Annotated in this window: 15 protein-coding genes and 1 pseudogene; 7 read left to right on the plus strand and 9 right to left on the minus strand. The window is 62.6% G+C overall.

The genetic code is table 11. The features are described from left to right. Positions 1-54 precede the first annotated feature (54 nt). The 3 genes from IVB05_RS15900 to IVB05_RS15910 form a co-directional block, all read right to left on the minus strand. Positions 55-2,850, minus strand: a complete 2,796-nt coding sequence (locus IVB05_RS15900; RefSeq protein ID WP_247785284.1) for an AMP-binding protein — start codon at positions 2,848-2,850, stop codon at positions 55-57. A 347-nt stretch (positions 2,851-3,197) separates the two neighbouring features. Then, the gene (locus IVB05_RS15905) at positions 3,198-3,752 is read right to left on the minus strand and encodes a flavin reductase family protein (RefSeq protein ID WP_247785285.1); all 555 of its coding nucleotides are present in this window, start codon (positions 3,750-3,752) and stop codon (positions 3,198-3,200) included. A gap of 89 nt (positions 3,753-3,841) precedes the next feature. Beyond that, positions 3,842-4,942: an LLM class flavin-dependent oxidoreductase gene (locus tag IVB05_RS15910; RefSeq protein WP_247785286.1), complete on the minus strand. Its 1,101-nt coding sequence runs from the start codon at positions 4,940-4,942 to the stop codon at positions 3,842-3,844. Positions 4,943-5,222: 280 nt separating this feature from the next. On the opposite strand from IVB05_RS15910, the gene IVB05_RS15915 reads away from it, so the two are divergent. Next, positions 5,223-5,957, plus strand: coding sequence for a hypothetical protein (locus tag IVB05_RS15915; protein WP_247785288.1), 735 nt, complete (start codon positions 5,223-5,225; stop codon positions 5,955-5,957). A 142-nt stretch (positions 5,958-6,099) separates the two neighbouring features. Here the strand turns inward: IVB05_RS15915 and IVB05_RS15920 are convergent, their stop codons facing one another. Then, complete coding sequence (locus IVB05_RS15920) at positions 6,100-7,008, minus strand: alpha/beta hydrolase (protein WP_247785289.1); 909 nt, start codon at positions 7,006-7,008, stop codon at positions 6,100-6,102. 8 nt (positions 7,009-7,016) lie between these two features. Then, positions 7,017-8,636, minus strand: a complete 1,620-nt coding sequence (locus IVB05_RS15925; protein ID WP_247785290.1) for a GMC family oxidoreductase N-terminal domain-containing protein — start codon at positions 8,634-8,636, stop codon at positions 7,017-7,019. 240 nt (positions 8,637-8,876) lie between these two features. Between IVB05_RS15925 and IVB05_RS15930 the strand changes: the two genes are divergently transcribed. Together IVB05_RS15930 and IVB05_RS15935 are read left to right on the plus strand one after the other, a co-directional pair. Continuing rightward, a complete protein-coding gene (locus IVB05_RS15930; protein ID WP_247785292.1) occupies positions 8,877-10,049 on the plus strand; it encodes a M20 aminoacylase family protein in 1,173 nt (390 codons plus the stop codon). A gap of 171 nt (positions 10,050-10,220) precedes the next feature. Next, the gene (locus IVB05_RS15935; protein WP_247785293.1) at positions 10,221-11,393 is read left to right on the plus strand and encodes a M20 aminoacylase family protein; all 1,173 of its coding nucleotides are present in this window, start codon (positions 10,221-10,223) and stop codon (positions 11,391-11,393) included. 230 nt (positions 11,394-11,623) lie between these two features. Here IVB05_RS15935 and ppk2 read toward each other — a convergent pair whose 3' ends face one another. Continuing rightward, the gene (gene ppk2, locus IVB05_RS15940) at positions 11,624-12,550 is read right to left on the minus strand and encodes a polyphosphate kinase 2 (protein ID WP_247785294.1); all 927 of its coding nucleotides are present in this window, start codon (positions 12,548-12,550) and stop codon (positions 11,624-11,626) included. Between the two features lie 130 nt (positions 12,551-12,680). Next, positions 12,681-12,849 (minus strand): annotated as a pseudogene (locus IVB05_RS15945) (inorganic phosphate transporter); the annotation flags it as partial. Positions 12,850-13,006: 157 nt separating this feature from the next. On the opposite strand from IVB05_RS15945, the gene IVB05_RS15950 reads away from it, so the two are divergent. Then, a complete protein-coding gene (locus IVB05_RS15950; RefSeq protein ID WP_247785295.1) occupies positions 13,007-13,477 on the plus strand; it encodes a VOC family protein in 471 nt (156 codons plus the stop codon). Positions 13,478-13,797: 320 nt separating this feature from the next. Here the strand turns inward: IVB05_RS15950 and IVB05_RS15955 are convergent, their stop codons facing one another. Continuing rightward, complete coding sequence (locus IVB05_RS15955; protein ID WP_247785296.1) at positions 13,798-15,243, minus strand: UdgX family uracil-DNA binding protein; 1,446 nt, start codon at positions 15,241-15,243, stop codon at positions 13,798-13,800. A 139-nt stretch (positions 15,244-15,382) separates the two neighbouring features. Then, positions 15,383-15,562 carry a hypothetical protein gene (locus IVB05_RS15960; RefSeq protein ID WP_247785297.1) on the minus strand — a complete coding sequence of 60 codons (180 nt, stop codon included), beginning with the start codon at positions 15,560-15,562 and terminating at the stop codon, positions 15,383-15,385. Positions 15,563-15,725: 163 nt separating this feature from the next. Between IVB05_RS15960 and IVB05_RS15965 the strand changes: the two genes are divergently transcribed. The 3 genes from IVB05_RS15965 to IVB05_RS15975 are packed head-to-tail and all read left to right on the plus strand — an operon-like array spanning position 15,726 to position 21,464. Further along, on the plus strand, positions 15,726-16,520 hold the full coding sequence (locus tag IVB05_RS15965) for a DNA repair protein (protein ID WP_247785298.1): 795 nt from the start codon (positions 15,726-15,728) through the stop codon (positions 16,518-16,520). Beyond that, positions 16,411-18,003 carry a DNA polymerase Y family protein gene (locus IVB05_RS15970; RefSeq protein ID WP_247785300.1) on the plus strand — a complete coding sequence of 531 codons (1,593 nt, stop codon included), beginning with the start codon at positions 16,411-16,413 and terminating at the stop codon, positions 18,001-18,003. Before IVB05_RS15965 ends, IVB05_RS15970 begins: the two co-directional genes overlap by 110 nt. After that, positions 18,000-21,464 carry an error-prone DNA polymerase gene (locus IVB05_RS15975; RefSeq protein WP_247785302.1) on the plus strand — a complete coding sequence of 1,155 codons (3,465 nt, stop codon included), beginning with the start codon at positions 18,000-18,002 and terminating at the stop codon, positions 21,462-21,464. The genes IVB05_RS15970 and IVB05_RS15975 overlap by 4 nt, the downstream gene beginning before the upstream one ends. Positions 21,465-21,764: the final 300 nt, after the last annotated feature.

Raw genomic sequence — 21,764 nt, forward strand, 5'->3', positions numbered from 1 at the left:
CGTGAGGCCCGAAAAGTGCCGATTTTGTTGCAAAAGTCGCCCGACCTTCAACGGCTAATCAAGGGATCGTTTCAGATGTGATCCAGAGCTGCGACGGTATGGGAGCGGCATATAGGACCAGATCTTCTCCGTTGCCTTCGCGGCCCATCGCGGCATCAGGTCGGTTCGTGCATTGTTCAAATCACCGTCTTCTCGCGGACTGAGTGTAGCGAGCTCGCCACGCGCGAGCGCGCCCTGACTATCGTCACATGCCAATCCAGCCAGGCGTCCGCGACGTGTGCGGTTCAATGGCGGAGGCGCGCCGCCAGCCAGAACGTTAATTCTTTGCCGCAGATGATCAACCAGCGGTTCAGCGCCAATAGTTAGGCAGCCACCATGCCCCCCGGGCACCTGGACCACTTCGAGTTGAGAACTGAGATGCCGCCACGCCCGGCCGTCGTGTTCGGCCGCGTAAAAAGCCACGGGGACCTCGAGCGGCGCCGGAAGATATCGCGCCATTGCGATTGAATAAGGGTTCCACAACGCGGGCAGAAACTTGCCCTCGACGATCGCATTCCGCTCGCGACTCCACGCCTTGGAGTATCGCTCCAGCCGGGCCATTTGTTCATATGTCCAGCGCAGAAGGTAAGGCGAAACTATGGGCTTCATCAGACCGATGATTGCCCGCGGCGCCGGACGGGCAGCGACGGTCGGCGGATCGACCATCGCAACCATATCAACCTTGTGGCCGGCTGCCATCAGCAGGCGGGCTGTTTCGAACGCCACCATGGCGCCGTTGCATTTGCCGCCCAGGAGGAAAGGACCGCTGGTCTGCCTCTCCAGAATATGCGGCAGGCGGTCGGCGGCCATCGCCTCGATCGACGGCGGAACCGGCTCCCCACGGAGACCATGGGGATCGATGGAGATGATCGGGTAATCGGGCCCGAAAAGCTCCACCATCCGCCGCATACACGAATGGCCGCTGACGAGGTCCCCGTTGAAGAAGAACAGGGGCGGCCGATCGCCACGGGTATGGAGCTGGAAGAACGGCGTCGCCGGCGTGCCAGTCTGCATGGCGATTTTTGGCGCAAATTGCCGGATTGTTTCTGCCCCGAACAGGATCGTTTCCGGTACGGGGTGGCCGATGAGCCGCTCGACCTCGATGAGCATTTCCATCGCCAGAAGGGAGTCACCACCGCTGGCAAAAAAATCATCGTCGACCGTCACAGCCTCGGACTTGAGCAGCCTTCGCCATAGAATCAGCAATTCAGCTTCCAGATCCAATGGCCCTTTGTTCACAGCAGGCAGGGGCATCGCCCCTTGATGACCCAACAGCCCGTCGAGCGACTCGCGCAGCCGTCGCCGCTGAACCTTTCCCGTCGTCCCCTTTGGCAGTTGGTCGAGGATCAGAATGCGCCGCGGAATCTTGAACGAGGCCAACTCGCGTTGCAGGAACTGGCGAAGCTCCGCAGGTGTCGTTTGCGCGCCAGGATGGGGAATGATGGCGGCTGCGACGTCATCGCCAAGGCGTGGATGGGGAATTGCGAAAGCAGCGGCCTCGGCTACGGCCGGATGGCGCAGTAGCGCGGATTCGATCTCAGCGGGGGCGATCTTCTCACCGCCGCGGTTGATCAGTTCGATCAGTCGGCCGTGCAGGGACAGGAAGCCGCCTTCGTCGAGGCTGCCGATATCGCCCGTGCGAAACCAGCCCTCTTTGAAAGCAGCTTGATTGAGTTCCGGCGCATCGAGATAGCCAGGCGTCACGGTGGGGCCACGAACCCAGATCTCACCCCGCTCGCCAGCTGGCAAGGGATGTCCATCCTCACCAACAATGGCCACGGTATCAGGCCAGGGTTGCCCGCAAGTCCCTGGCCTGTTCGGCCCGGGCGGCGGCAGGTTGGTGGCGATTTGCGCGGCTTCGCTGGAGCCGTAATGCTCCAGCACCGGCACGCCCAAGATGCGCTGCAGGCCGTCCTGCACCTCCTTCGGAAGCGGCGCGCCACCCGATACAACGAGCCGCAGCGTGTGCGCCGCCGGCGCATTCTCAAGGCTTTTTGCCTTGTCCAGCACGGCAGCGTGAAGCGTGGGACCCGCCGAGTACCAGGTCGGCCGCAGGACATCGAACCATTCATCCAGCGCCACGACGGCACTGTTCGCCGGAACGGCAATGCTGCCGCCCGTCAGGAGCGGTGTGAAGACCGTTACTTTGAGCCCATGGGAATAGTAAGGGGACGACACGCTCAGGCAACGGTCGCGGTGTGTGAGGCCGAACCAGGCCTGAAGCCGTCCGGCCGCCGCCAGCATATTGCCATGGCTGAACGGGATGAGCTTTGGCTGCGCGGTCGTGCCCGACGTCTGCAGGATGAAGGCGGGCGAACCCGGATCAGGCTCTGCGTCGATCGCAGGGGAGGTGGAGACCTGCACTGTGATGTTGAGTCCAAGCTGACCGTGTCCGACCGGAGCGGCTTCGATGATGGCAAGCTTTCTCCGCTCAGCGGCCTGGCGAGCTTCAGAGGCACCGCCTTGCGGCACGAGAAGAGCCTTCAGGCGCAGCGTGTCGAGACGCTGATCGATCTCCACTTGCGACAGCCGAGGATCAAGAGGAACCGCGATGCTGCAGCAGGCTACTGCCACGATGGTGAGAACCGCGTCCGCGCCGTTCGGCATGAGTACCCCGATCCGCGCGTTGCAATCGAACCCGGCCAAACGCAACTGCCGGCGGATGTCGTCCAACTGGCGCTGAAGATCGCGGTACGTCAGAGGCGCAAACGAAGGGGAGACGATCGCAGGCTGGTGTGGGAACGAACTTGCAGTCTGACCGATCATTTGGCCCAGCGTTAATTTGGCTTCAGCCTCCGTACCGTCGCGCATTGGAATGCCCCATTGACTGCTCCGTCGAAGCGCAATCTTAGTGGGAGAAAATGGCAAATGGCCGGAACAGAACGCGAATAATACTTAATTTCCATGGCCCGGAACTGCTTGATGGCGGAAGGAACAATCGGCATCTCTGAGGATTGATTCCAACGCTTCCAGCCGACAGGCAGCCCCCCGACTGCTGGAAGAAAACCCGTATCGTTCGGGTTGGCGGCCCCCGGTTGGGGCCGTTTTAAATGAATGGCTCGGGTTCCCCTACATCGAACGAACCGGCCTCTGCGTTGGGCCCACGGGTGACAGCCGCATGTCCGGTCTGGGGCAATCTCAGAGATGCCGGGCGAGCGTCAGGAAAAATCGCTCCAGCTCAGCCGTCTCGCATCGACATCGCCGAGCGAGCGCGCGTCCCTTATCTCGCGCGTGCCGTGAAAACTTCCGCGGAGATAGAGCAGGGGCGTGTTCTGCGCGGACAACGACACGTTTCGTACTTCACCGACGAATATCGAATGGGTTGGTGTTTCGAATTCCTGCGTCAGCACGCAGTCGAAAGCGGCAACGGCATCTTCCAGGATCGGTGTGCCGGTGACGCCGGTGGTCCAGCGCCCGAAGGCGAAACGATCGTCGCCGTTGATGCCCTTCTGCCCGCTGAAGGTCAGCGCCAGCATCGCGTGCTCCTCATGCAGGAAGTTGACGGCGAAGGCGCGCTCCGCGCAGATGCGCGCGTGCGCGCTCGCATTGCGATTGACGCAGGCAATCAGCGACGGCGGCTTGTCGGAAAGCGAACAGGCCGACGTCACCGTCAGGCCGGTGCGTTGCCCTGGCGCCGTGCCCACCGTCACCAGCGCAACGGCGCCGGCACATTCGCGCATGGCCTGCTTGAAACTTGGCGCGTCGATGTTCATGCCTCGATTCCCGGGATGATGCTGACGATTGTGATCAAACGTGGGTTTGCGGATGCGGAACGATTGTCCCGCACCCGCTGCTTTCCTTGTCACGCCGCCTTGATGCGGTCGGCGCCGAGATGTTTCAGCCGCGGCATCACCTCATGCCGCAACAGTTCGAGCGAATGGTGCCACGCCTCAGGCTTGTGCTTGTAGTCGAAGCCGAACACCAGCAGCACGCCGAAACCGCCGACTTCCTGATAGATGGTCTCGATCTTTTCGGCGACGGTGGAAGGCGAGCCGACGATCCAGTTGCGGCGCGCGCAATAGTCGACCGTCACGTCGCTGTCAGGCACGTCGGGTGCGTGCTTCAAATAATCCTTGAAGCCGAAATGCCCGAGCAGCGGCAGGAAATACTCGCCCATCATCCGGCCCATCATGTCGCCGGCCGAGAGCTTCCAGGCTTCCTCGTCGGTATCGGCTATGAACACCTCGCGCACCAGCCGCCAGTCCTGCCGGTTCGCCTTGCGTCCGGCTTTCGCCGCACCCGCTTCCACCGAGTCCCAATGGCTGCCGACATAGGCCGGATTGAGGTTGAGGCTCATCGGGATGAAGCCGCGCTCACCGGCCAGCTTCAGCGTATCGGAGTTCTTGGAAAGCCCGGCGACGCCGATCGGCGGATGCGGGGCCTGCACCGGCTTGATGTGAGGTTTGAGGAAATCGAACATCGTGTCCGGCTTTGTCACCGTCCAGAACTTGCCCTTGTAGGTAAAGGGCGCGGGATCGCTCCAGAGCTTCAGGATGATCTCCAGCGCCTCCCGCGTCATGTCGCGGTTCTGGCCGCTCATGCCGTCGACATTGAACATCGCCCAGTCGCTCGGCAGGCCGCTGGCGGCGACGCCGAAATTCAGCCTTCCTTCGGAAAGGTGATCGAGCATCGCCACGCGGTTGGCGAGTTCGGCGGGATGATGATAGGGCAGCAGGAATCCGCCGGGACCGATGCGGATGTTCTTGGTCTGCAACAGCGCCTGCGCGATCAGCAGGTCCGGCGCGGGGTGGGGCTCCCAGGGCGCGGTGTGATGCTCGCCGATCCATGCCTCCTGATAGCCGAGCTCGTCGAGCCAGCGCAGAACCTGGAGGTCCCAGTCCTGGCCTTCCTTCAATCCACACTCCGGCGGATGTGAAGGCATCGTGAAATATCCGATCTCCATGGTGTTCTCCTCGATGCTATCTACTTGCTTTCGGACGTGTCTTGGCTTGCGCGGTTCCGGCGATGGAGCAAGCGCTGTGCCAGCAGGGATCGGGCCTCGATTTTTCTGGAAAGGAGCGGCCTTCGGGCGCAAATCGCCCGCAGCCCACGAGCAACGCGCGGGTGCGCGTCTCACTTGTCGCAAGACAAGTCTTGAATCGTGAGACATAAAGCGCCGCCGGCATGGACGGCAGACCGCGGGGCAGGGACGCATGCCAGCCATAACGTATTGCGACGACTCGATGATGGCCTATCAGTCAGCGAGAAAGATATTTCAACCCGGCGAAGGCATCGTCTTCGACGAGGGATACCGGCTCGCGCACCTTCCCCTCGTGAATGCAGGGCACCCTGCCGTCATCAGCGAGGTCGACGGCCGCGATTATCGAAACGGTACCTACGAGAAGACGCGCTATGCGCTAGTGATGCCGATTGCCGCGGACGCCGTTCTGGAGTCCGATGAAGTTCAGGCGCTTGAGCTGGCCATGAAGTCATCGGGCTTCGCGCCAAAGATTGCGTGGGATATCTGCGAGCGCCGCAGCGCTCAGTTGCATGCAACGCTTGCAGGCGGCGTTCCAGAGTCCGATCTCGATCGCCATGCTGCGGTGGTCCAGGATCTGCTGGATCAAATCGGATCGATATCCGTTTGCTTGAAAGGGCCGTTTCTGGGCACCAGGAATACCGGCCGTATTTATTTTCCAGTCTATCCGCAGAAGATCGGGGGCGAGGATGCATTCGCGCTGGTGCAAAAGAGCATCGGCGTGTCGCAGACGAAACTCTACCTCGTCGGGTATTATCATATGCGCAGTGAATTCGATCCGCTGGAAACAAGGGAGCTCGCCGAACTGATCGATCAGTGGCGGGATCGGATTGTCGTCAGGACAACTGTTCCTTTCCTGGAATTGCATGCCACCAACGATGATCTTGCGCTTTCAGCGCGTGCGCATGCGAAAATTTCAGCGAGAGGGCGCCTCGAGTAAAACGCTGACAAGAAGCAGTAGAATTGTAACCCGGATGGATCTAGAGCATGATCCGGAAAAGTGGGTACCGGTTTTCCGAAAAGATCATGCTCAAATCAAAGCGATAGAGCGGGATGACGATTCGAAGAAAAGTCATCGCGCTCTAACGCTCTTTCGCTTCGAATATTTGCAGGGCACCAAGCAGGAGTTTTGGGTCCTCTTGGCCGACGCAGTGACCGACCCCGGCAAAACGCCATTCGCTGACTTGCGGAATCAGCGCCACGGCCCGTGACGCCATCATTTTATAGATCGGCCATGATTGTTCGGTCGTCGCAACGCAGACGGGGCAGTCGATATCAGTCAGCCACGCGAAAGGATTGCCGCGGCCGTCTCCGGTGTAGACCTGCTCCATCGCTTCACAAATCCGGAGAGTAATGGCGGACTCGATCTCAGGTGTGCAGAGCAGTCGTACCCGGCCGTCCCTCAGAGGGGCGAAGCCGTGCCGGATGTAGGCCCAGAGCGAGGACTCGGACCATGTCGCAAACGCAGGCGCGGCGCGATAGCGCTGGAACGCTGTCTCGGCGCTGTCGAACTCGGCCTGGCGGCGCAGCACGCTCTGCACGGCAGCCGTCGACCTGTCGCTCAACCCGGCGCCATCGACGCGGATCGCACGCGGATCCATGACGGTCGGCTCCATCACGAACAGGCGCGAAAATCGCTGGGGCAAAAGTTTCGCCGCAAGCAGGAGATCGGTGGCGCCTGCGCTGTGGCCGATACCAAATATATCCGACAGGTCGAGCGCCTCGATCACCCGACACAAATCCTCGGCGAAATCCTGGAAGTGATAGCGGTCGGCCGCCGGCTTGTGACTGTCGCCATGGCCGCGGCGGTCGAGCGCATAGACGGTGTAACGCGATGCCAGTTCACGGGCGACCTCATCCCAGACCTCGGCGACAAAGCCGGTGCCGTGCAACAGCAGCGCGGGCGGTTTGCCCGAGCCGTCCTCGCCCCATCGGGCAAGCGCAATGTGTTCGCCGACAGGTCCGACCGAAATCCGTTTGGGGTTCGTCATGGGAGGGACTATCGCGCATCCTCCAAAATCATCGCAGCACCTTTCTCCGCGATCATCGCCGTCGGCGTATTGGTGTTGCCCGACGTGATCGTCGGCATCACCGACGCGTCGGCCACACGTAGTCCCGCGATGCCGTAGAAGCGCAGCCGCTCGTCGACCACCGCCATCGGGTCGCTCGCCGTGCCCATCTTCGCGGTCCCGACCGGATGGAAGATCGTGGTGCCGATGTCGCCGGCAGCTTTCGCCAATGAGGCGTCATCGTCGCCGACGCTGGGGCCGGGCAGGTATTCCTGCGGATGATATCGCTCGAGCCGTTTCTGTTTCATCAGCCGCCGCGTGGTGCGGATGGCATCCGCTGCGACCTGGCGGTCGTCATCGGTCGAGAGGTAATTCGGCGCGATCGATGGCGCCTCGGCAGGTTTCGCCGAGCGAATCCGCACGGTGCCGCGCGAGGTCGGCTGCAGGTTGCAGGCGCTGACGGTGATCGCGGGAAAACGATGCAGGGGATCGCCGAACTTGTCGAGCGACAATGGCTGAACGTGAAACTGGATGTTGGCGCGCTCGCGGCGCGGGTCGGAGCGGGTGAAGATGCCGAGTTGCGATGGCGCCATGGTCAGCGGCCCGCGGCGGCGGAACGCATAATCGAGCCCCATCAGGCCGCGCCGCACCAGATTGTAATAGGTCTCGTTCAGCGTGCGGACGCCAAAAACCTTGTAGATCGCGCGCTGCTGCAGATGGTCCTGCAGGTTGCGCCCGACGCCAGGTTTGTCGAGCACCACATCGACGCCGAGCGGCGACAGCCAGTCTGATGGCCCGATGCCGGATCGATGCAAGACCTGCGTCGATCCGATTGATCCCGCACACAAAACGACTTCGCCCTTGGTGCGGGCCTCGACCACTTCATTGCCTTGCATGAAGCGCACGCCGACGGCGCGGCCATTCTCGATGATCAGCCGGTCGACCAGCACGTTCTTTTCCAGCCGCAGGTTGGCGCGGTTCAGGACCGGCTTGAGGAAGCCGCGCGCCGAGGACCAGCGCCGGCCGCGCTTCTGGTTGACGTGGAAATAGCTCGTGCCTTCGTTGTCACCGGTGTTGAAATCGGCAATGCGCTTGATGCCCATTTCCTCGGCCGCATCGCCGACCGCGTCGAGAATGTCCCAGGACAGCCGCGGCGCCTCGATCCGCCAGCCGCCGCCGGTGCCGTGATGTTCGCTCTCGCCGAGGAAATGATCCTCCAGCCGCTTGAACAGCGGCTTGACGTCGTCATAGCTCCAGCCGGTCAGGCCGAGTTGCCGCCAGTGATCGTAATCGGCGGATTGCCCGCGCATAGAGATCATGGCGTTGATGGCGGAGGAGCCGCCGATCACCTTGCCGCGCGGATAGGCAAGCGCCCGCCCGTTGAGCCCGGGCTCTGCCTCGGTCTTGAACATCCAGTCCGAGCGGGGATTGCCGATCGCAAAGAGATAGCCGACCGGGATGTGAAACCAGATCCAGTTGTCGTTGCCGCCGGCCTCGAGGATCAGCACGCGGTTTTTCGGATCGGCAGACAGCCGGTTGGCCATGATGCAGCCGGCGGTTCCCGCGCCAACCACGATATAGTCGAAATCGCCCTCAAGCCGCTTCGGCATCTCTCAGTTTCCACCCATCGACGCCGTCATGCCCGGACAAAAGCGCGAAGCGCGTCTTCGCGCTAGATGTTCCGGGCATCCACGTCTTGTTGGGCGTTTATTAGTCAGACGTGGGTGGCCGGTACAAGCCCGGTCATTCGCCGTCGCATGGATGGGGCCCTGCGGCAGGTGCGTTGGTTGGACCGCCCCTTGCATGCTACAGGGGCAGAAGCGTTCAAAGCCGGAAAGCCTGTTATCTCCATGCCCATCGTCAATCGCGTCGCCGAGTTGCAACCCGACATCCAGGCCTGGCGCCGGGATATTCATGAACACCCGGAATTGCTCTACGACGTGCACCGCACCGCGGCATTGGTGGCGGACCGTTTGCGGGAATTCGGCTGCGACGAGGTTATTACCGGCATCGGCCGCACCGGCGTCGTCGGCGTCATCAAGGGCGACAAGCCCGCCGGCAAGGGTGACGTGAAGGTGATCGGGCTGCGGGCGGATATGGATGCGCTGCCGATCGAGGAGGCGACCAATCTGCCTTACGCCTCCAGGACGAAGGGCTTGATGCACGCCTGCGGCCATGACGGCCATACCGCCATGCTGCTGGGTGCGGCGCGCTATCTCGCCGAGACCCGCAATTTCGCCGGCGACGCGGTCGTGATCTTCCAGCCGGCCGAAGAGGGCGGCGCGGGCGCCGTCGCGATGATCAACGATGGCCTGATGGACCGTTTCGGCATCGAGCAGGTCTACGGCATGCATAACGGTCCGGGCATTCCGGTCGGCGCGTTCGCGCTTCGGCCCGGTCCGATCATGGCCGGAGGCGATGCCGTCGTCATCAAGATCGAGGGGCGCGGTGGCCACGCCGCGCAGCCGCACAAAAGCATCGATTCCGTCCTCGTCGGCGCGCAGTTGATCACGGCGCTGCAGTCGATCGTGTCGCGCAGCGTCGATCCGCTGGAATCGGCAGTCATTTCGATGTGCGAATTTCACGCCGGCAACGCCCGCAACGTGATCCCGCAAACTGCTGAACTGGCGGGCACCGTCCGTACCCTGAACGGCGACGTGCGGAAAATGGTCGAAAGGCGGGTCCGCGAGGTCGTCGCCGGCGTGGCGCAGGTCACCGGCGCCAGGATCGACCTGACGTACGATCGCGGCTATCCGGTAACGGTCAACCATATCGAGCAGACGGATGTCGCGACGCGGGCAGCCAAGGAAATCGCCGGCGATGCCAATGTGCATGTGATGCCGCCGCTGATGGCCGGCGAAGATTTCGCCTTCATGCTGGAGCAGCGGCCGGGCGCGCTGATCTTCTGCGGCAACGGCGACAGCGCAGGGCTCCATCACCCCGCCTACAATTTCAACGACGAGGCGATCGTGTTCGGCACCTCTTACTGGATCAAGCTGGTCGAGAGCACGCTGGCCGCGTAACCCGCCAAGGGTCGGGCTGCCAAGGGTCGGGCTAAGGCTTCGCCGGGCGTTCCTGCCCTGGCGGCCAAGCTCCCGGGTGGATGGGGCTCTGCGGCAGAGTGTTGGGTGGACCGCCGCTTGCATGCTAAGGATGCTGCTGAATGTTCCAACCTTTGAGGCCAGAGAAATCCCATGCCCATCGTCAACCGCGTCGCCGATCTGCAACCCGATATTCAGGCCTGGCGCCGCGATATCCATGAAAATCCTGAACTGCTGTACGAGGTGCACCGCACCGCAGCATTCGTGGCTGACCGCCTGCGCGAATTCGGCTGCGACGAGGTGGCCACCGGCCTCGGCCGCACCGGCGTCGTCGGCGTCATCAAGGGCAAGCAGCCCGGCAAGGGCGAGATCAGGGTGATCGGGCTTCGCGCCGATATGGACGCGCTGCCGATCGAGGAGGCAACCAATCTGCCCCACGCCTCCAAGACGCCGGGCCTGATGCACGCCTGCGGCCATGACGGGCACACCGCGATGCTTTTGGGTGCAGCGCGGTATCTCGCCGAGACCCGGAATTTCGCCGGCGACGCGGTCGTGATCTTCCAGCCGGCCGAGGAGGGCGGTGCGGGCGCCGCCGCCATGATCAAGGACGGCCTGATGGACCGGTTCGGCATCGAGCAGGTCTACGGCATGCATAACGGCCCGGGGATTCCGGTCGGCTCCTTTGCTATCCGACCGGGTCCGGTCATGGCCGCGACCGACTCGATCGACATCAAGATCGAGGGCCTCGGCGGACACGCCGCCCGCCCGAACAAGTGCATCGATTCCGTCCTGGTCGGTTCGCAGGTGATCACCGCCCTGCAGTCGATCGTCTCGCGAACGCTCGATCCCCTGGACTCAGCCGTGATCTCGATCTGCGAGTTCCACGCCGGCAACGCCCGCAACGTCATCCCGCAGACCGCTGAACTCCGGGGGACGGTGCGCACCCTGACCCCGGAAGTGCGCGAATTGGTCGAGAAGCGGGTCCGCGAGGTGTGTGATGGCGTGGCCAAAATGACCGGCGCCAAAATCGATCTGGTTTACGAGCGCGGCTATCCCGTGACCAAAAACCATGCCGACCAAACCGACTTCGCCACGCAGGTAGCCAGGGAAGTAGCCGGCGCCCAGAACGTCCACGACATGCCGCCGCTCATGGGCGCGGAAGATTTCTCCTATATGCTGGAAGCGCGGCCGGGCGCCTTCATCTTCTGCGGCAATGGCGACAGCGCAGGGCTCCATCACCCCGCTTATGATTTCAACGACGAGGCGATCGTGTACGGCACCTCGTACTGGATCAAGCTGGTCGAGAACAAGCTGGCGGCGGCGTAAAAGCGCCCGACGTCACTTCAACTTCGATCGCACATGAAGTGCGAGGTCACATCAAGGAAGGCCCGTATCTCCAGTGCGGGCCTTCATTTTTTTGTCGCTCAACCGCCACTTGAAATGCGGGTAGGTGCCTCGTCTTCAATGTCTGACGTCGCGATCGAGATTTCCAGCGGCATCCGGAAATGCGCAGCCGTGTGTCATCAGCCGTATCCCCGGCGCGCGCAGTCCGCCGCTCAATAGCGCTCCGGCACGTACATTTCGGGTGGAATCGGCCCGCGGCTATATTCCGGGTTGCGAACCCGCGGCGGCAGTACCACCGGCTCGCGCTTGATTTCCTGGTGGGGAATTTGCTCGAGCAGATGCGCGATGCAGTTCAGCCGTGCCTTCTTCTTGTCGTCGGCTTCGACCAGATACCAGGGAGCTTCCGGAATGTGAGTACGCTCCAGCATCGCTTCCTTGGCCTTGGTGTATTGCTCCCAGCGGCTGCGCGATTCCACATCCATCGGGCTTAGCTTCCACTGCTTGAGCGGATCGTGGATCCGCATCGTGAAGCGCAAATACTGCTCTTCGTCAGTGATGGAAAACCAGTACTTGATGAGGATGATTCCGGAGCGTACGAGCATACGCTCGAATTCCGGCGCCGACCGGAAGAATTCTTCGACCTCGTCTTCAGTGCAGAAGCCCATCACCCGCTCGACGCCGGCGCGGTTGTACCAGCTACGGTCGAACAGCACGATCTCGCCGCCGGCCGGCAAATGCGAAACGTAACGCTGGAAATACCATTGCGTGCGCTCACGCTCGTTCGGCGCCGGAAGCGCCGCGACGTGGCAGACCCGCGGATTGAGCCTTTGGGTGATGCGCTTGATGACGCCGCCCTTGCCGGCGGAATCGCGCCCCTCGAAAATCACCACCACCTTGAGCTTGTGGTGCTGCACCCAGGTCTGCAATTTTACCAGTTCACCCTGCAGACGGAACAATTCCTTGAAGTAGACGCGCCGATCGATCGTCTCCTGTGCCGTATGGTCGGCAAATTCATTGGTCAGCGCATCGAGGCGATCGTCGTCGATTTCTAGTTCCAGTTCCTCATCGAAACTATCCAGCATTTCCGCCTGAATGCGGTCCTGGATCGGCGTCGTGCCATTCAGGGGTAGTTTGGTCATGGCGGGCTCCGGCTGCAGCGCGTTGGTTCGCGTGGACATCGATGCCCTGCCGTAATCATCGGTCAGGGTACCCTGCGGAAAGCAGAAGGCTGGAGTTTGGTTCCGGCGTCCGTCGGGGCTGCCGATGGCGTCAGAACAGGATCGAGAACAGCACGTAGAGACTTGCCGAGAGGCAGATCGCGGCCGGCAGCGTCAGCATCCACGCCATCAGGAGGTTGCGAATGTCGCCATCTGCTGGCCCGAGCCGTTGGCCGCCTCGTGCCGGCGACGCCGGATGACAGCACATGGGTGGTGGAGAGGTGAAGCGATGCCGCTTGAACCAGTTTGTTAGTTCAGGGTTGATCGTCCGCTACAAAAATTTAATTGCGCTGTCGGGCGCCGGCCCCCTCCATCCGTCCTTGGCACAGAAGGGCCGCGCGCGTGCGGCCGAATATCAGATAGAGGAAGGCCGCACCGATGAAGGTCACGCAGCATCTCTGGTTTGAGAAGGACATGGAGGCCGCGATCGGCTTCTACACCTCGCTCGTCCGTGGCTCATCGGTCGACTGGGTTTCGTCCCTGCCTGCCGAGAGCCCGAGTGGTCCCGCGGGCAGCGTCAAGATCGCAGCCTTCAGCCTGGGCGACCAGCGCTACATGGCGATCGAGGCTGGCCCCCTCGACCCGTTCAACCACAGCTTTTCGATCATGGTCGAATGCGACACGCAGGCCGAGATCGACCGCTTGTGGGATGCCTTGAAGGAGGGCGGCTGGATCGAGCAATGCGGCTGGCTGCAGGATCGATGGGGCCTCTCCTGGCAGATCGCACCCAGGCGGCTCGGTGAATTGATAAATGATCCCGACCGCGACAAGGCCAGGCGCGTCGCGGAGGCCATGCTGAAGATGGTCAAGTTCGATATTGCAGAACTGGAGGCCGCGGCGAGGGGTTAGAAGCCCGCGTTATTTGCCGCTGGGATGGATTTGTTCGGCTGGCGGATAGAACGCCGGGCGGGACGCGCGCTGCGGCGCCACAAGGCGAGAGGAAGAACGCCACAAGGCAAGAGGAAGAGTGGGTCGCGCGCTGCACGGCGCCGGGGCTGAAGGGGTACCGCGCAGCGCGTCGACCGTATGGGAGCGCCATGGCGTGACCAGACGTCCCACATTCCCTTGAGAATGCGATTGTGTAATCCATCAATTAATGGTTGCAGATGGGATTGTCAATTTTTCCCGTGATATTTCACCAGATATTGCGGCTGCCGGGTTGGCAGGATTTAGGCCGCATGTGCCGATTTTCGTAGCATGTCGGCGGCGATTTTGAGATCTTGAACGAAACGCCGGAATTCCCGTGCCTTGGCATCGGCATCGGGCAATCGCAACAGATAGGATGGGTGCACCGTCACCAGCGCCCTTGTGCCGTCGTCGAGATCGATCGGGTGGCCGCGGTTCTTGTTGATCGGCGTGATTTTCCCGAACACGCTTTGCGCCGCGGTGGCGCCCATTGCCACCACCAGATCGGGTTTGATCGCGGCCAGTTCCCGTTCGTACCACTGCCGGCAGGCCTTGATTTCCGGCGTGTTCGGCTTCTGGTGCAGGCGGATTTTTCCGCGCGGCACGAATTTGAAATGCTTCACCGCATTGGTGACGTAAACTTTGCGGCGATCGATCCCGGCTTCTTCCAGCGCGCGGTCGAGCATTTGGCCCGCAGGCCCGACGAATGGTTTGCCGGCGAGATCTTCCTTGTCGCCCGGCTGCTCGCCGACCAGCATGATCCGCGCTGTTTGCTGACCCTCGCCGAACACGGTCTGGGTGGCGTCTTTCCAGAGCGGGCAGGCGCGGCAGTCGGCGGCTTCTTCACGCAGCGTTTCGATATCGTCAGCCTGTTTGCGGACCATTTCGTTTGCCTCAGGCGGTTCCAGCCGCTTCTGCGGCTTGTGCGGTTCGGTTGCCGCGTTCGCGATCATCGCGCTTGCGGTGCGCCCGGCGTCTTCGATCAGGGGTTTAATCATCGAGGCCTCCGGCAGGTTCCGCCAGTATTTCCGGGGCATTTCCTTACGCATGGCCTGCACTTTCAGTCGCGCCGGATTGAAAATGCTGGTGTGATAACGCCGCCAGGTTTCCTCCAGCCGATCCGCCGTCGGGGCCTCGCTTTTGGCTACGCCCGGCGTGATCGAGACGGCATGGCCGTCCCAATGCGCGCAGACATCGGGCGTGAGGATCGACCAGGGCATGTCGGCGAAACGCCGCGCGAAGAACGGCGCGGCCAGTTCGACGATGTGGTGCTCCGGCTCGAACCAGGCGACGAAGTGCGATTTTTGCTCGCGGCCGACTTCGCGGAAGCGGACAAAGGCATGCATTTTGTGCTCGTCGCGGCGTACGGCCTTCGCCATCGCAGCGACCTGCGCCACGTCGGGATCGGTCGCGATATCAAGCAGATCGTGATGAGTTCGCAACCGCCACAGCAGGCGATAGAGCAGGGCGAACCGCTCGGGGTTGCGGTGCAGGACCGCGATGTCAGCCAGTTCAACGAATTTGGCAGGGACGTTGAACGTGCCGTCTGGTGGCGCAAGTGGCGGCGCCGACGGCTCGAACAGTTCGGGCGCATCATCAGCCACGCGCCAGCTCACGTCGGAGGGTTTTACATTATTCAGCGCCAGCGCGCGGGCGGTTTTGCGCCAGCCGTCGAAATCGGTTTCGCCGTCGAGGGTGATGTGGTGCATTTTCTCCTCCCCGTCATTGCGAGCGAAGCGAAGCAATCCATTTCTCCACTTGTTGAGGCATGGATTGCTTCGTCGCTTCGCTCCCTTGCGCAAACGCTTCGCGTTTGTCGCAGGCAATGACGGCCGTGGTCGGCTGTGGTCAAAACCCAAATTCCAATTGCGCCGCCTTTGGCTTGAACCGCTCCTTCAGCCCTGCGCCATCCAGCAGATGCAACAAGGGCCCGTGATCGCTGAGCACGATGAACGGCAGCGCCTTCTGGAGGATGCCGCGTACGAGGTTGGAATCCGCCAGGGTTTCCAGCTTACGTTGCACGGCCATCGTTGAATCCCTTTGATTCCATTCATGAATTACCAAAGCGTCGATCTCGATTGACTCTGCCAGTCCGGTTAGCTTTATATTAGAACATATCATGAACAAATGAGCCAGCCGCGGGTTCACTAGGAAAAAGCGGTAAAGGCCAAAATTCCCAGAGGAGCGGGGCATGAGCACCGCACACACAAGCACGCTTGCGAATTTGCGAGGGCGCATCGAGCGGATCGAGACGCATGGCGATGCGCATGATCTCAACAAGGTCGCGCTCGGCCATGCGGCAGCGGATGCGACGCTGCAGGGCGGTCTTGCGATCGCAGTGGTGCATGAAGTGTTCGCCGAGGGCCATCAGAGCGCGGCGGCAACCGGCTTCATCGCAGGGCTCGCGGGAAGGGTATCGCCACGCCGGCCGCTGGTCTGGGTGCGGCAGGATTTTTCGGAAATCGAATCCGGTGCGCTGTCGATGAGCGGGCTTTGCGAACTGGGTCTCGATCCGCGGCTGCTCGTGACGGTGCGCGCCCCGGACACCGACGCCGCGTTGCGGACCGCCGCCGACGCGCTGGCCTGCGATGCGCTCGGCGCCGTCGTGCTGGAAGTCTGGGGGCAGGCCCGCCAGCTCGATCTCGTCGCCAGCCGCAAACTTACATTGGCCGCGGCAGCCTCCGGCGTCACCGCATTGCTGCTGCGGATGGCCGCGGAGCCGCGGCCTTCGACCGCGGAGACAAGATGGATAGTGCGCGCGGCGCATTCGCCGCCGGCGTCACACTGGGGTGCGTGGGGCGCGCCCGTCTTCGACGCGCAACTGGTTCGTAACCGTCATGGCCCGGTCGGCCGCTGGATCATGGAATGGAAATGTGATGAGTGCCTTTTCAGCGAACCGTCGGCGTATCCTCAGCCTGTGGCTGCCACGCCTGCCCATCGACCGCATCAAACGCAAGCTTACGCAGGACAGCGTCGCGCTGGGTGATGCCCCCAGCGTCGTCGTCGCCAAGCAGCACAACGCCATCCTGATTCATGCCCTCGACGAGGCCGCCGTACATGCCGGCCTCTCGATCGGCCTGCCGCTCGCCAATGCCCGCGCGATCTGCCCCGAACTGACGGTGTTCGACGCCGACGAGGTCGCCGACCGCAAGACGCTCGATGACATCGCCGACTGGTGCGACCGCTTCACCCCGTTGGTGGCGCTCGATCCGCCGCATGGGCTCTATCTCGACATCACCGGCTGCGCCCATCTGTTCGGCGGCGAGCGCGCGCTGCTGCAGATCGTGAGCGGTGCATTGAGCCGACGCGGCTTTGCCGTCAGCGCCGCGATCGCGAGCACCGCGATCTGCGCCCGGACGCTGACGCGCCAGACTTCCGGAAAGATCGTTGCCGATGGCGAGGAGGCCGCGGCCGTCAGCCCGCTGCCGGTCTCCGCGCTCGGCGCCGGTGATGCCATCACCGGCGGCCTGCGCCGCGCCGGCCTGAAGACCATCGGCGACGTTGCCGCGCGCGGACGTCACGAGATCACGGCGCGGTTCGGCGCTCATTTCACGACCTTGCTCGAGCAGGCGCTGGGCGAGGGCGATGCCCCGATCAGCCCTCGAAAACCGCTGCCGGATTACATCGTCGAGAAGCGCTTTCCCGAACCGGTCGCTACCGACACCGTGATCGTGATGAACCTGTCCGCGCTCGCGGCCATGCTGGTCACGGCGATGGACAAGCAGGGCAAGGGCGCGCGGCGGCTGGACGCAAGCTTTTTCCGCACCGACGGCGCGGTGCGCACCATCTCGGTCGATACCGGCCGCCCCGTGACGAAGGCAGAGGTGATCGACCGCCTGTTTCGCGAGCGGCTCGATGCGCTCAACGATCCCCTCGATCCCGGCTTCGGCTTCGATCTCATCCGCCTGTCCGCCAGCCGCACCGAAATCGTGGTGCAGCAGCAGCGCGACCTCGACGCCAACGTGCATGACAACGACGAACTGGCCGCGCTGATCGACCGCATCGCCGCGCGCATCGGGGGCAAGCGTGTTGTCGTGCATCTGCCGCAGGATACTCACATTCCTGAAAGCGCCGTGCTGGCCGTAACGGCGCAGCATCATCTGGCAGCCGCCGCACAGGCGGCATGGCCAGAGCGCATCGAAAGCGAACCGCCGCTACGGCCGCTGCGGCTGTTCGACAGGCCGGAGCCGATCAAGGTGCCGTTCGCAACCGTGCCCGACGGCCCGCCGCATCAGTTCACCTGGCGCCACGTCACGCACGCGGTGGTGCGGGTGGAGGGGCCCGAACGCATCGCCATGGAATGGTGGAAGCAGAACGGCGATGGGCCGACGCGGGATTATTTTCGCATCGAGGACGAAGCGGGCTTGCGCTTCTGGATCTTTCGCGACGGGCTCTATGAAAGCGAATTGGCGGATGAGCAAGGCGAGCCCACATCGGTCAGATGGTTCGTGCACGGGCTGTTCGCATGAAAACTCCCGTCAGCAATTATGCCGAGATCGGCATCACCACCAATTTCTCGTTCCTGCGCGGCGGCTCCGATCCACGCGCCTATGTGCATCAGGCGAGCGAACTCGGCATTCCCGCGATCGGGATTGCCGACCATAACACGCTGGCCGGCGTGGTGCGCGCTTACAAGGAACTCGATAATCCCGAGGTCAAGCACAAGCCAAAGCTTCTGATCGGCACGCGCCTCGTCTTCATCGACGGCACGCCCGATATTCTGGTCTATCCGCGCGACCGCGCCGCCTATGGCCGGTTGTGCCAGTTACTTACCCGCGGCAAGCGCGGCGACGACATCACGCGGATCGAAAAGGGCGAGTGTCATCTGCGGTTCGATGACCTGCTGGAATTCGCCGAGGGGCAGCTTCTGGTGCTGGCATTGCCGCATCGTTTCGACGCGGTGAGCGCGCAGGAAATTCTGCAGCGTCTGAAGGGTGGCCGCGCCGATGGCGTCTGGCTTGCCGCAAGCCTGCTCTATCGCGGCGACGACAAACGCCGGCTGGCGCGGCTGCATCGGCTGGCGCTTGCGGCAAAAGTGCCGCTGCTGGCGACCAACGAGGTGCTGTACCACCATCCCGCCCGCCGTCGGCTGCAGGACGTGCTCACCTGTATCAGAGAGAAGACCACCATCGACGCGATCGGCAGGCGGCTCGAGGCCAATGCCGAGCGTTACCTGAAGCCTCCCTACGAAATGGCGCGGCTGTTCCGCGATATTCCCGAGGCCATCGTGGAAACCATGCGCTTTGCCGGCCGCATCAGCTTCTCGCTCGACCAGCTCAAATACCAGTATCCGGACGAGCCGGTGCCGCCGGGCAAGACCGCGCAGCAGCATCTCGAAGATCTCACCTGGGCCGGGGTCGACAAATATTTCGGCGGGGTGATCTCTGACACGCTGCGCGCCACCTTGCGGAAAGAACTCGCACTGATCGCCGAACTGAAATACGCGCATTATTTCCTGACCGTGCACGACATCGTTCATTACGCGCGCAGCCAGAACATCCTGTGCCAGGGAAGGGGATCGGCGGCCAACTCCGCGGTCTGCTACGTGCTCGGCATCACCTCGGTCGACCCGACCAAGGTCGATCTGCTGTTCGAACGCTTCATCTCCAAGGAGCGGCTGGAGCCGCCCGACATCGACGTCGATTTCGAACATTCGCGGCGCGAGGAGGTGATGCAATATGTCTACCGCCGCTACGGCCGCCACCGCGCCGCCATCATCGCCACCGTCATCCATTATCGTCCCCGCAGCGCGATCCGCGACGTCGGCAAGGCGTTGGGGCTGACGGAGGATGTTACCGCGGCGCTCGCCGATACGGTGTGGGGAAGCTGGGGCAAGGGCCTCAACGAGATGCAGGTCCGGCAGGCCGGGCTGGACCCTCAAAATGCGATGGTCGAGCTCGCGGTCGAACTTGCGACCGAGTTGATCGAATTCCCCCGTCATCTGTCGCAGCATGTCGGCGGCTATGTGCTGACGCAGGACCGGCTCGACACCTATGTGCCGATCGGCAATGCCGCGATGGATGACCGCACCTTCATCGAATGGGACAAGGACGACGTCGACGCGCTCAGCATGATGAAGGTCGACGTGCTGGCCTTGGGCATGCTGACCTGTATCCGCAAATGTTTTGATCTCATCGCCGACCACAAGGGCGAGCGCTGGGAACTCGCCACCGTCGAGCAGGACGACGAAAACGTCTACGACATGCTGTGCCGCGGTGAATCGCTCGGTGTGTTCCAGGTCGAGAGCCGCGCCCAGATGAACATGCTGCCGCGCTTAAAACCGCGCACCTTCTACGATCTCGTTATTGAAGTCGCGATCGTACGCCCCGGGCCGATCCAGGGCGACATGGTGCATCCGTACTTGCGGCGGCGAAACGGCGTCGAGAAGCAAAACTATCCGTCACCGTCGCCCGAACACGGACCTCCCGACGAACTGTACAAGGTGCTGCACAAGACACTCGGCGTGCCGCTGTTCCAGGAGCAGGCGATGCGGATCGCGATCGAAGCCGCAAAGTTTACGCCCGAGGAAGCCAACGGCCTGCGCCGCGCGATGGCGACCTTCCGCAACGTCGGCACCATCGGCAAGTTCGAGGACAAGATGATCGGCAACATGATCGCGCGCGGCTACGCGCCGGAGTTTGCCCAAAACTGTTTTGAGCAGATCAAGGGTTTTGGCAGTTACGGCTTTCCGGAAAGCCATGCCGCGAGCTTTGCGCAGCTCGTCTATATCTCCTCATGGCTGAAGCATTATCACCCCGACGCCTTCTGCTGCGGACTGCTCAACTCGCAACCGATGGGTTTCTACGCGCCGGCCCAGATCGTCGGTGACGCCCGCACCAACGGCGTCGAGGTGCGCGAGATCGATGTGTCCTACAGCTTTGCGCAGAACACGCTGGAGCAGGGGGATGGGAAATATTGCGCGGTGCGTCTCGGCTTCCGCCAGATCGATGGATTTAGTTGGGTTGACGAAGATGAGGAGCGGTTGAAACAACTTCAGTCGTCATTCCGGGGCGTGCGAAGCGCGAGCCCGGAATCCATTTCTCAGCGACAATGCGGCTCAATGGATTCCGGGTTCACGCTTCGCGTGCACCGGAATGACAACGTTGAGAAAGCCGAAGACTGGGCCGACCGCATCGTCGCCGCCCGCACGCGCCGGCCCTTCACCTCGCTGGAAGAATTCGCCCGTGACACCGCACTTCCCAAGCGCGCGCTGATCCTGCTGGCCGACGCCGATGCGTTCCGCTCCATCGGGCTCGACCGCCGCGCGGCATTGTGGGCGGTGCGGCGGCTGCCCGACGACGTGCCGCTGCCGCTGTTCGAAGCCGCGGTCGCGCGCGAGCAGCCCGACGAGAACGCAAAACCGTTGCCGCTGATGCCGCTGCCGGAACAGGTGGTCGCCGATTACCAGACGGTGCGGCTGTCGCTGAAGGGCCACCCGATGGAATTTTTGCGCGAGAGGTTTACCAGGGAGCGCGTCGTCGCCTGCAAGGACGTCAATCACACAAACGACAAGCGCCGTATCAGTTGCGCCGGCGTGGTGCTGGTGCGGCAGCGTCCGGGCAGCGCCAAGGGCGTCGTCTTCATGACGCTCGAGGACGAGACCGGCATCGCCAATATCGTGGTGTGGCCCAAAGTGATGGAGCAGTACCGGAAAGAAGTGATGGGCGCCCGCCTGATTCTGGTGGAAGGCTATATCCAGAGCAGCCCCGAACAGGTGACGCATCTGGTGGCGCAGCGGATGTTCGACCGCTCCCACGACCTGATCGGCCTCGCCAATGATGCGCCGAGCCGCAAGCATCCCGTCCCGGCTGGCCCCGCGCTGATCGAGCCGCTCAACGACGACCGACGCGATCACGTCGACGCGCCCGCGCAAAAAATTCGCCATCCACGCGACGTCCGCATCCTGCCGTCGTCACGCGATTTTCATTGAGCTGCGTCATTCCGGGGCGCGCTTGAGCGCGAGCCCGGAATCCATGGTGGCTGCGGATTTCGGCACCGCTACTTCGTTACCCCGCCCCGACAATCAAGACGATTTGAATAAAACTCCTAAGCAGCTTGAAAGAGAGATCAGCTTATCGTCCTGCCGGAGGTCGGGCCTCGGACATGACGACGAGATAACATTTGCAGTGCCTGGAATCATCGCGGAAATCGCGCGGTCTAGTCGTGGTCAGAAAGCCTGATCGGAAGCCGCGCCTTGTCGATAAAATCGAACTCTGGTTGTCAAGGAGTC

It is taken from the genome of Bradyrhizobium sp. 170 (assembly GCF_023101085.1).
Taxonomy (GTDB): domain Bacteria; phylum Pseudomonadota; class Alphaproteobacteria; order Rhizobiales; family Xanthobacteraceae; genus Bradyrhizobium.

What these genes read in the sequence shown, in the direction of transcription:
- IVB05_RS15900 (WP_247785284.1), bottom strand. Translation starts at nt 2,850, where the DNA reads ATGCGCGACGGTACGGAGGCTGAAGCCAAATTAACGCTGGGCCAAATG.
- IVB05_RS15905 (WP_247785285.1), bottom strand. Translation starts at nt 3,752, where the DNA reads ATGAACATCGACGCGCCAAGTTTCAAGCAGGCCATGCGCGAATGTGCC.
- IVB05_RS15910 (WP_247785286.1), bottom strand. Translation starts at nt 4,942, where the DNA reads ATGGAGATCGGATATTTCACGATGCCTTCACATCCGCCGGAGTGTGGA.
- IVB05_RS15915 (WP_247785288.1), top strand. Translation starts at nt 5,223, where the DNA reads ATGATGGCCTATCAGTCAGCGAGAAAGATATTTCAACCCGGCGAAGGC.
- IVB05_RS15920 (WP_247785289.1), bottom strand. Translation starts at nt 7,008, where the DNA reads ATGACGAACCCCAAACGGATTTCGGTCGGACCTGTCGGCGAACACATT.
- IVB05_RS15925 (WP_247785290.1), bottom strand. Translation starts at nt 8,636, where the DNA reads ATGCCGAAGCGGCTTGAGGGCGATTTCGACTATATCGTGGTTGGCGCG.
- IVB05_RS15930 (WP_247785292.1), top strand. Translation starts at nt 8,877, where the DNA reads ATGCCCATCGTCAATCGCGTCGCCGAGTTGCAACCCGACATCCAGGCC.
- IVB05_RS15935 (WP_247785293.1), top strand. Translation starts at nt 10,221, where the DNA reads ATGCCCATCGTCAACCGCGTCGCCGATCTGCAACCCGATATTCAGGCC.
- ppk2 (WP_247785294.1), bottom strand. Translation starts at nt 12,550, where the DNA reads ATGACCAAACTACCCCTGAATGGCACGACGCCGATCCAGGACCGCATT.
- IVB05_RS15950 (WP_247785295.1), top strand. Translation starts at nt 13,007, where the DNA reads ATGAAGGTCACGCAGCATCTCTGGTTTGAGAAGGACATGGAGGCCGCG.
- IVB05_RS15955 (WP_247785296.1), bottom strand. Translation starts at nt 15,243, where the DNA reads ATGCACCACATCACCCTCGACGGCGAAACCGATTTCGACGGCTGGCGC.
- IVB05_RS15960 (WP_247785297.1), bottom strand. Translation starts at nt 15,562, where the DNA reads ATGGCCGTGCAACGTAAGCTGGAAACCCTGGCGGATTCCAACCTCGTA.
- IVB05_RS15965 (WP_247785298.1), top strand. Translation starts at nt 15,726, where the DNA reads ATGAGCACCGCACACACAAGCACGCTTGCGAATTTGCGAGGGCGCATC.
- IVB05_RS15970 (WP_247785300.1), top strand. Translation starts at nt 16,411, where the DNA reads ATGAGTGCCTTTTCAGCGAACCGTCGGCGTATCCTCAGCCTGTGGCTG.
- IVB05_RS15975 (WP_247785302.1), top strand. Translation starts at nt 18,000, where the DNA reads ATGAAAACTCCCGTCAGCAATTATGCCGAGATCGGCATCACCACCAAT.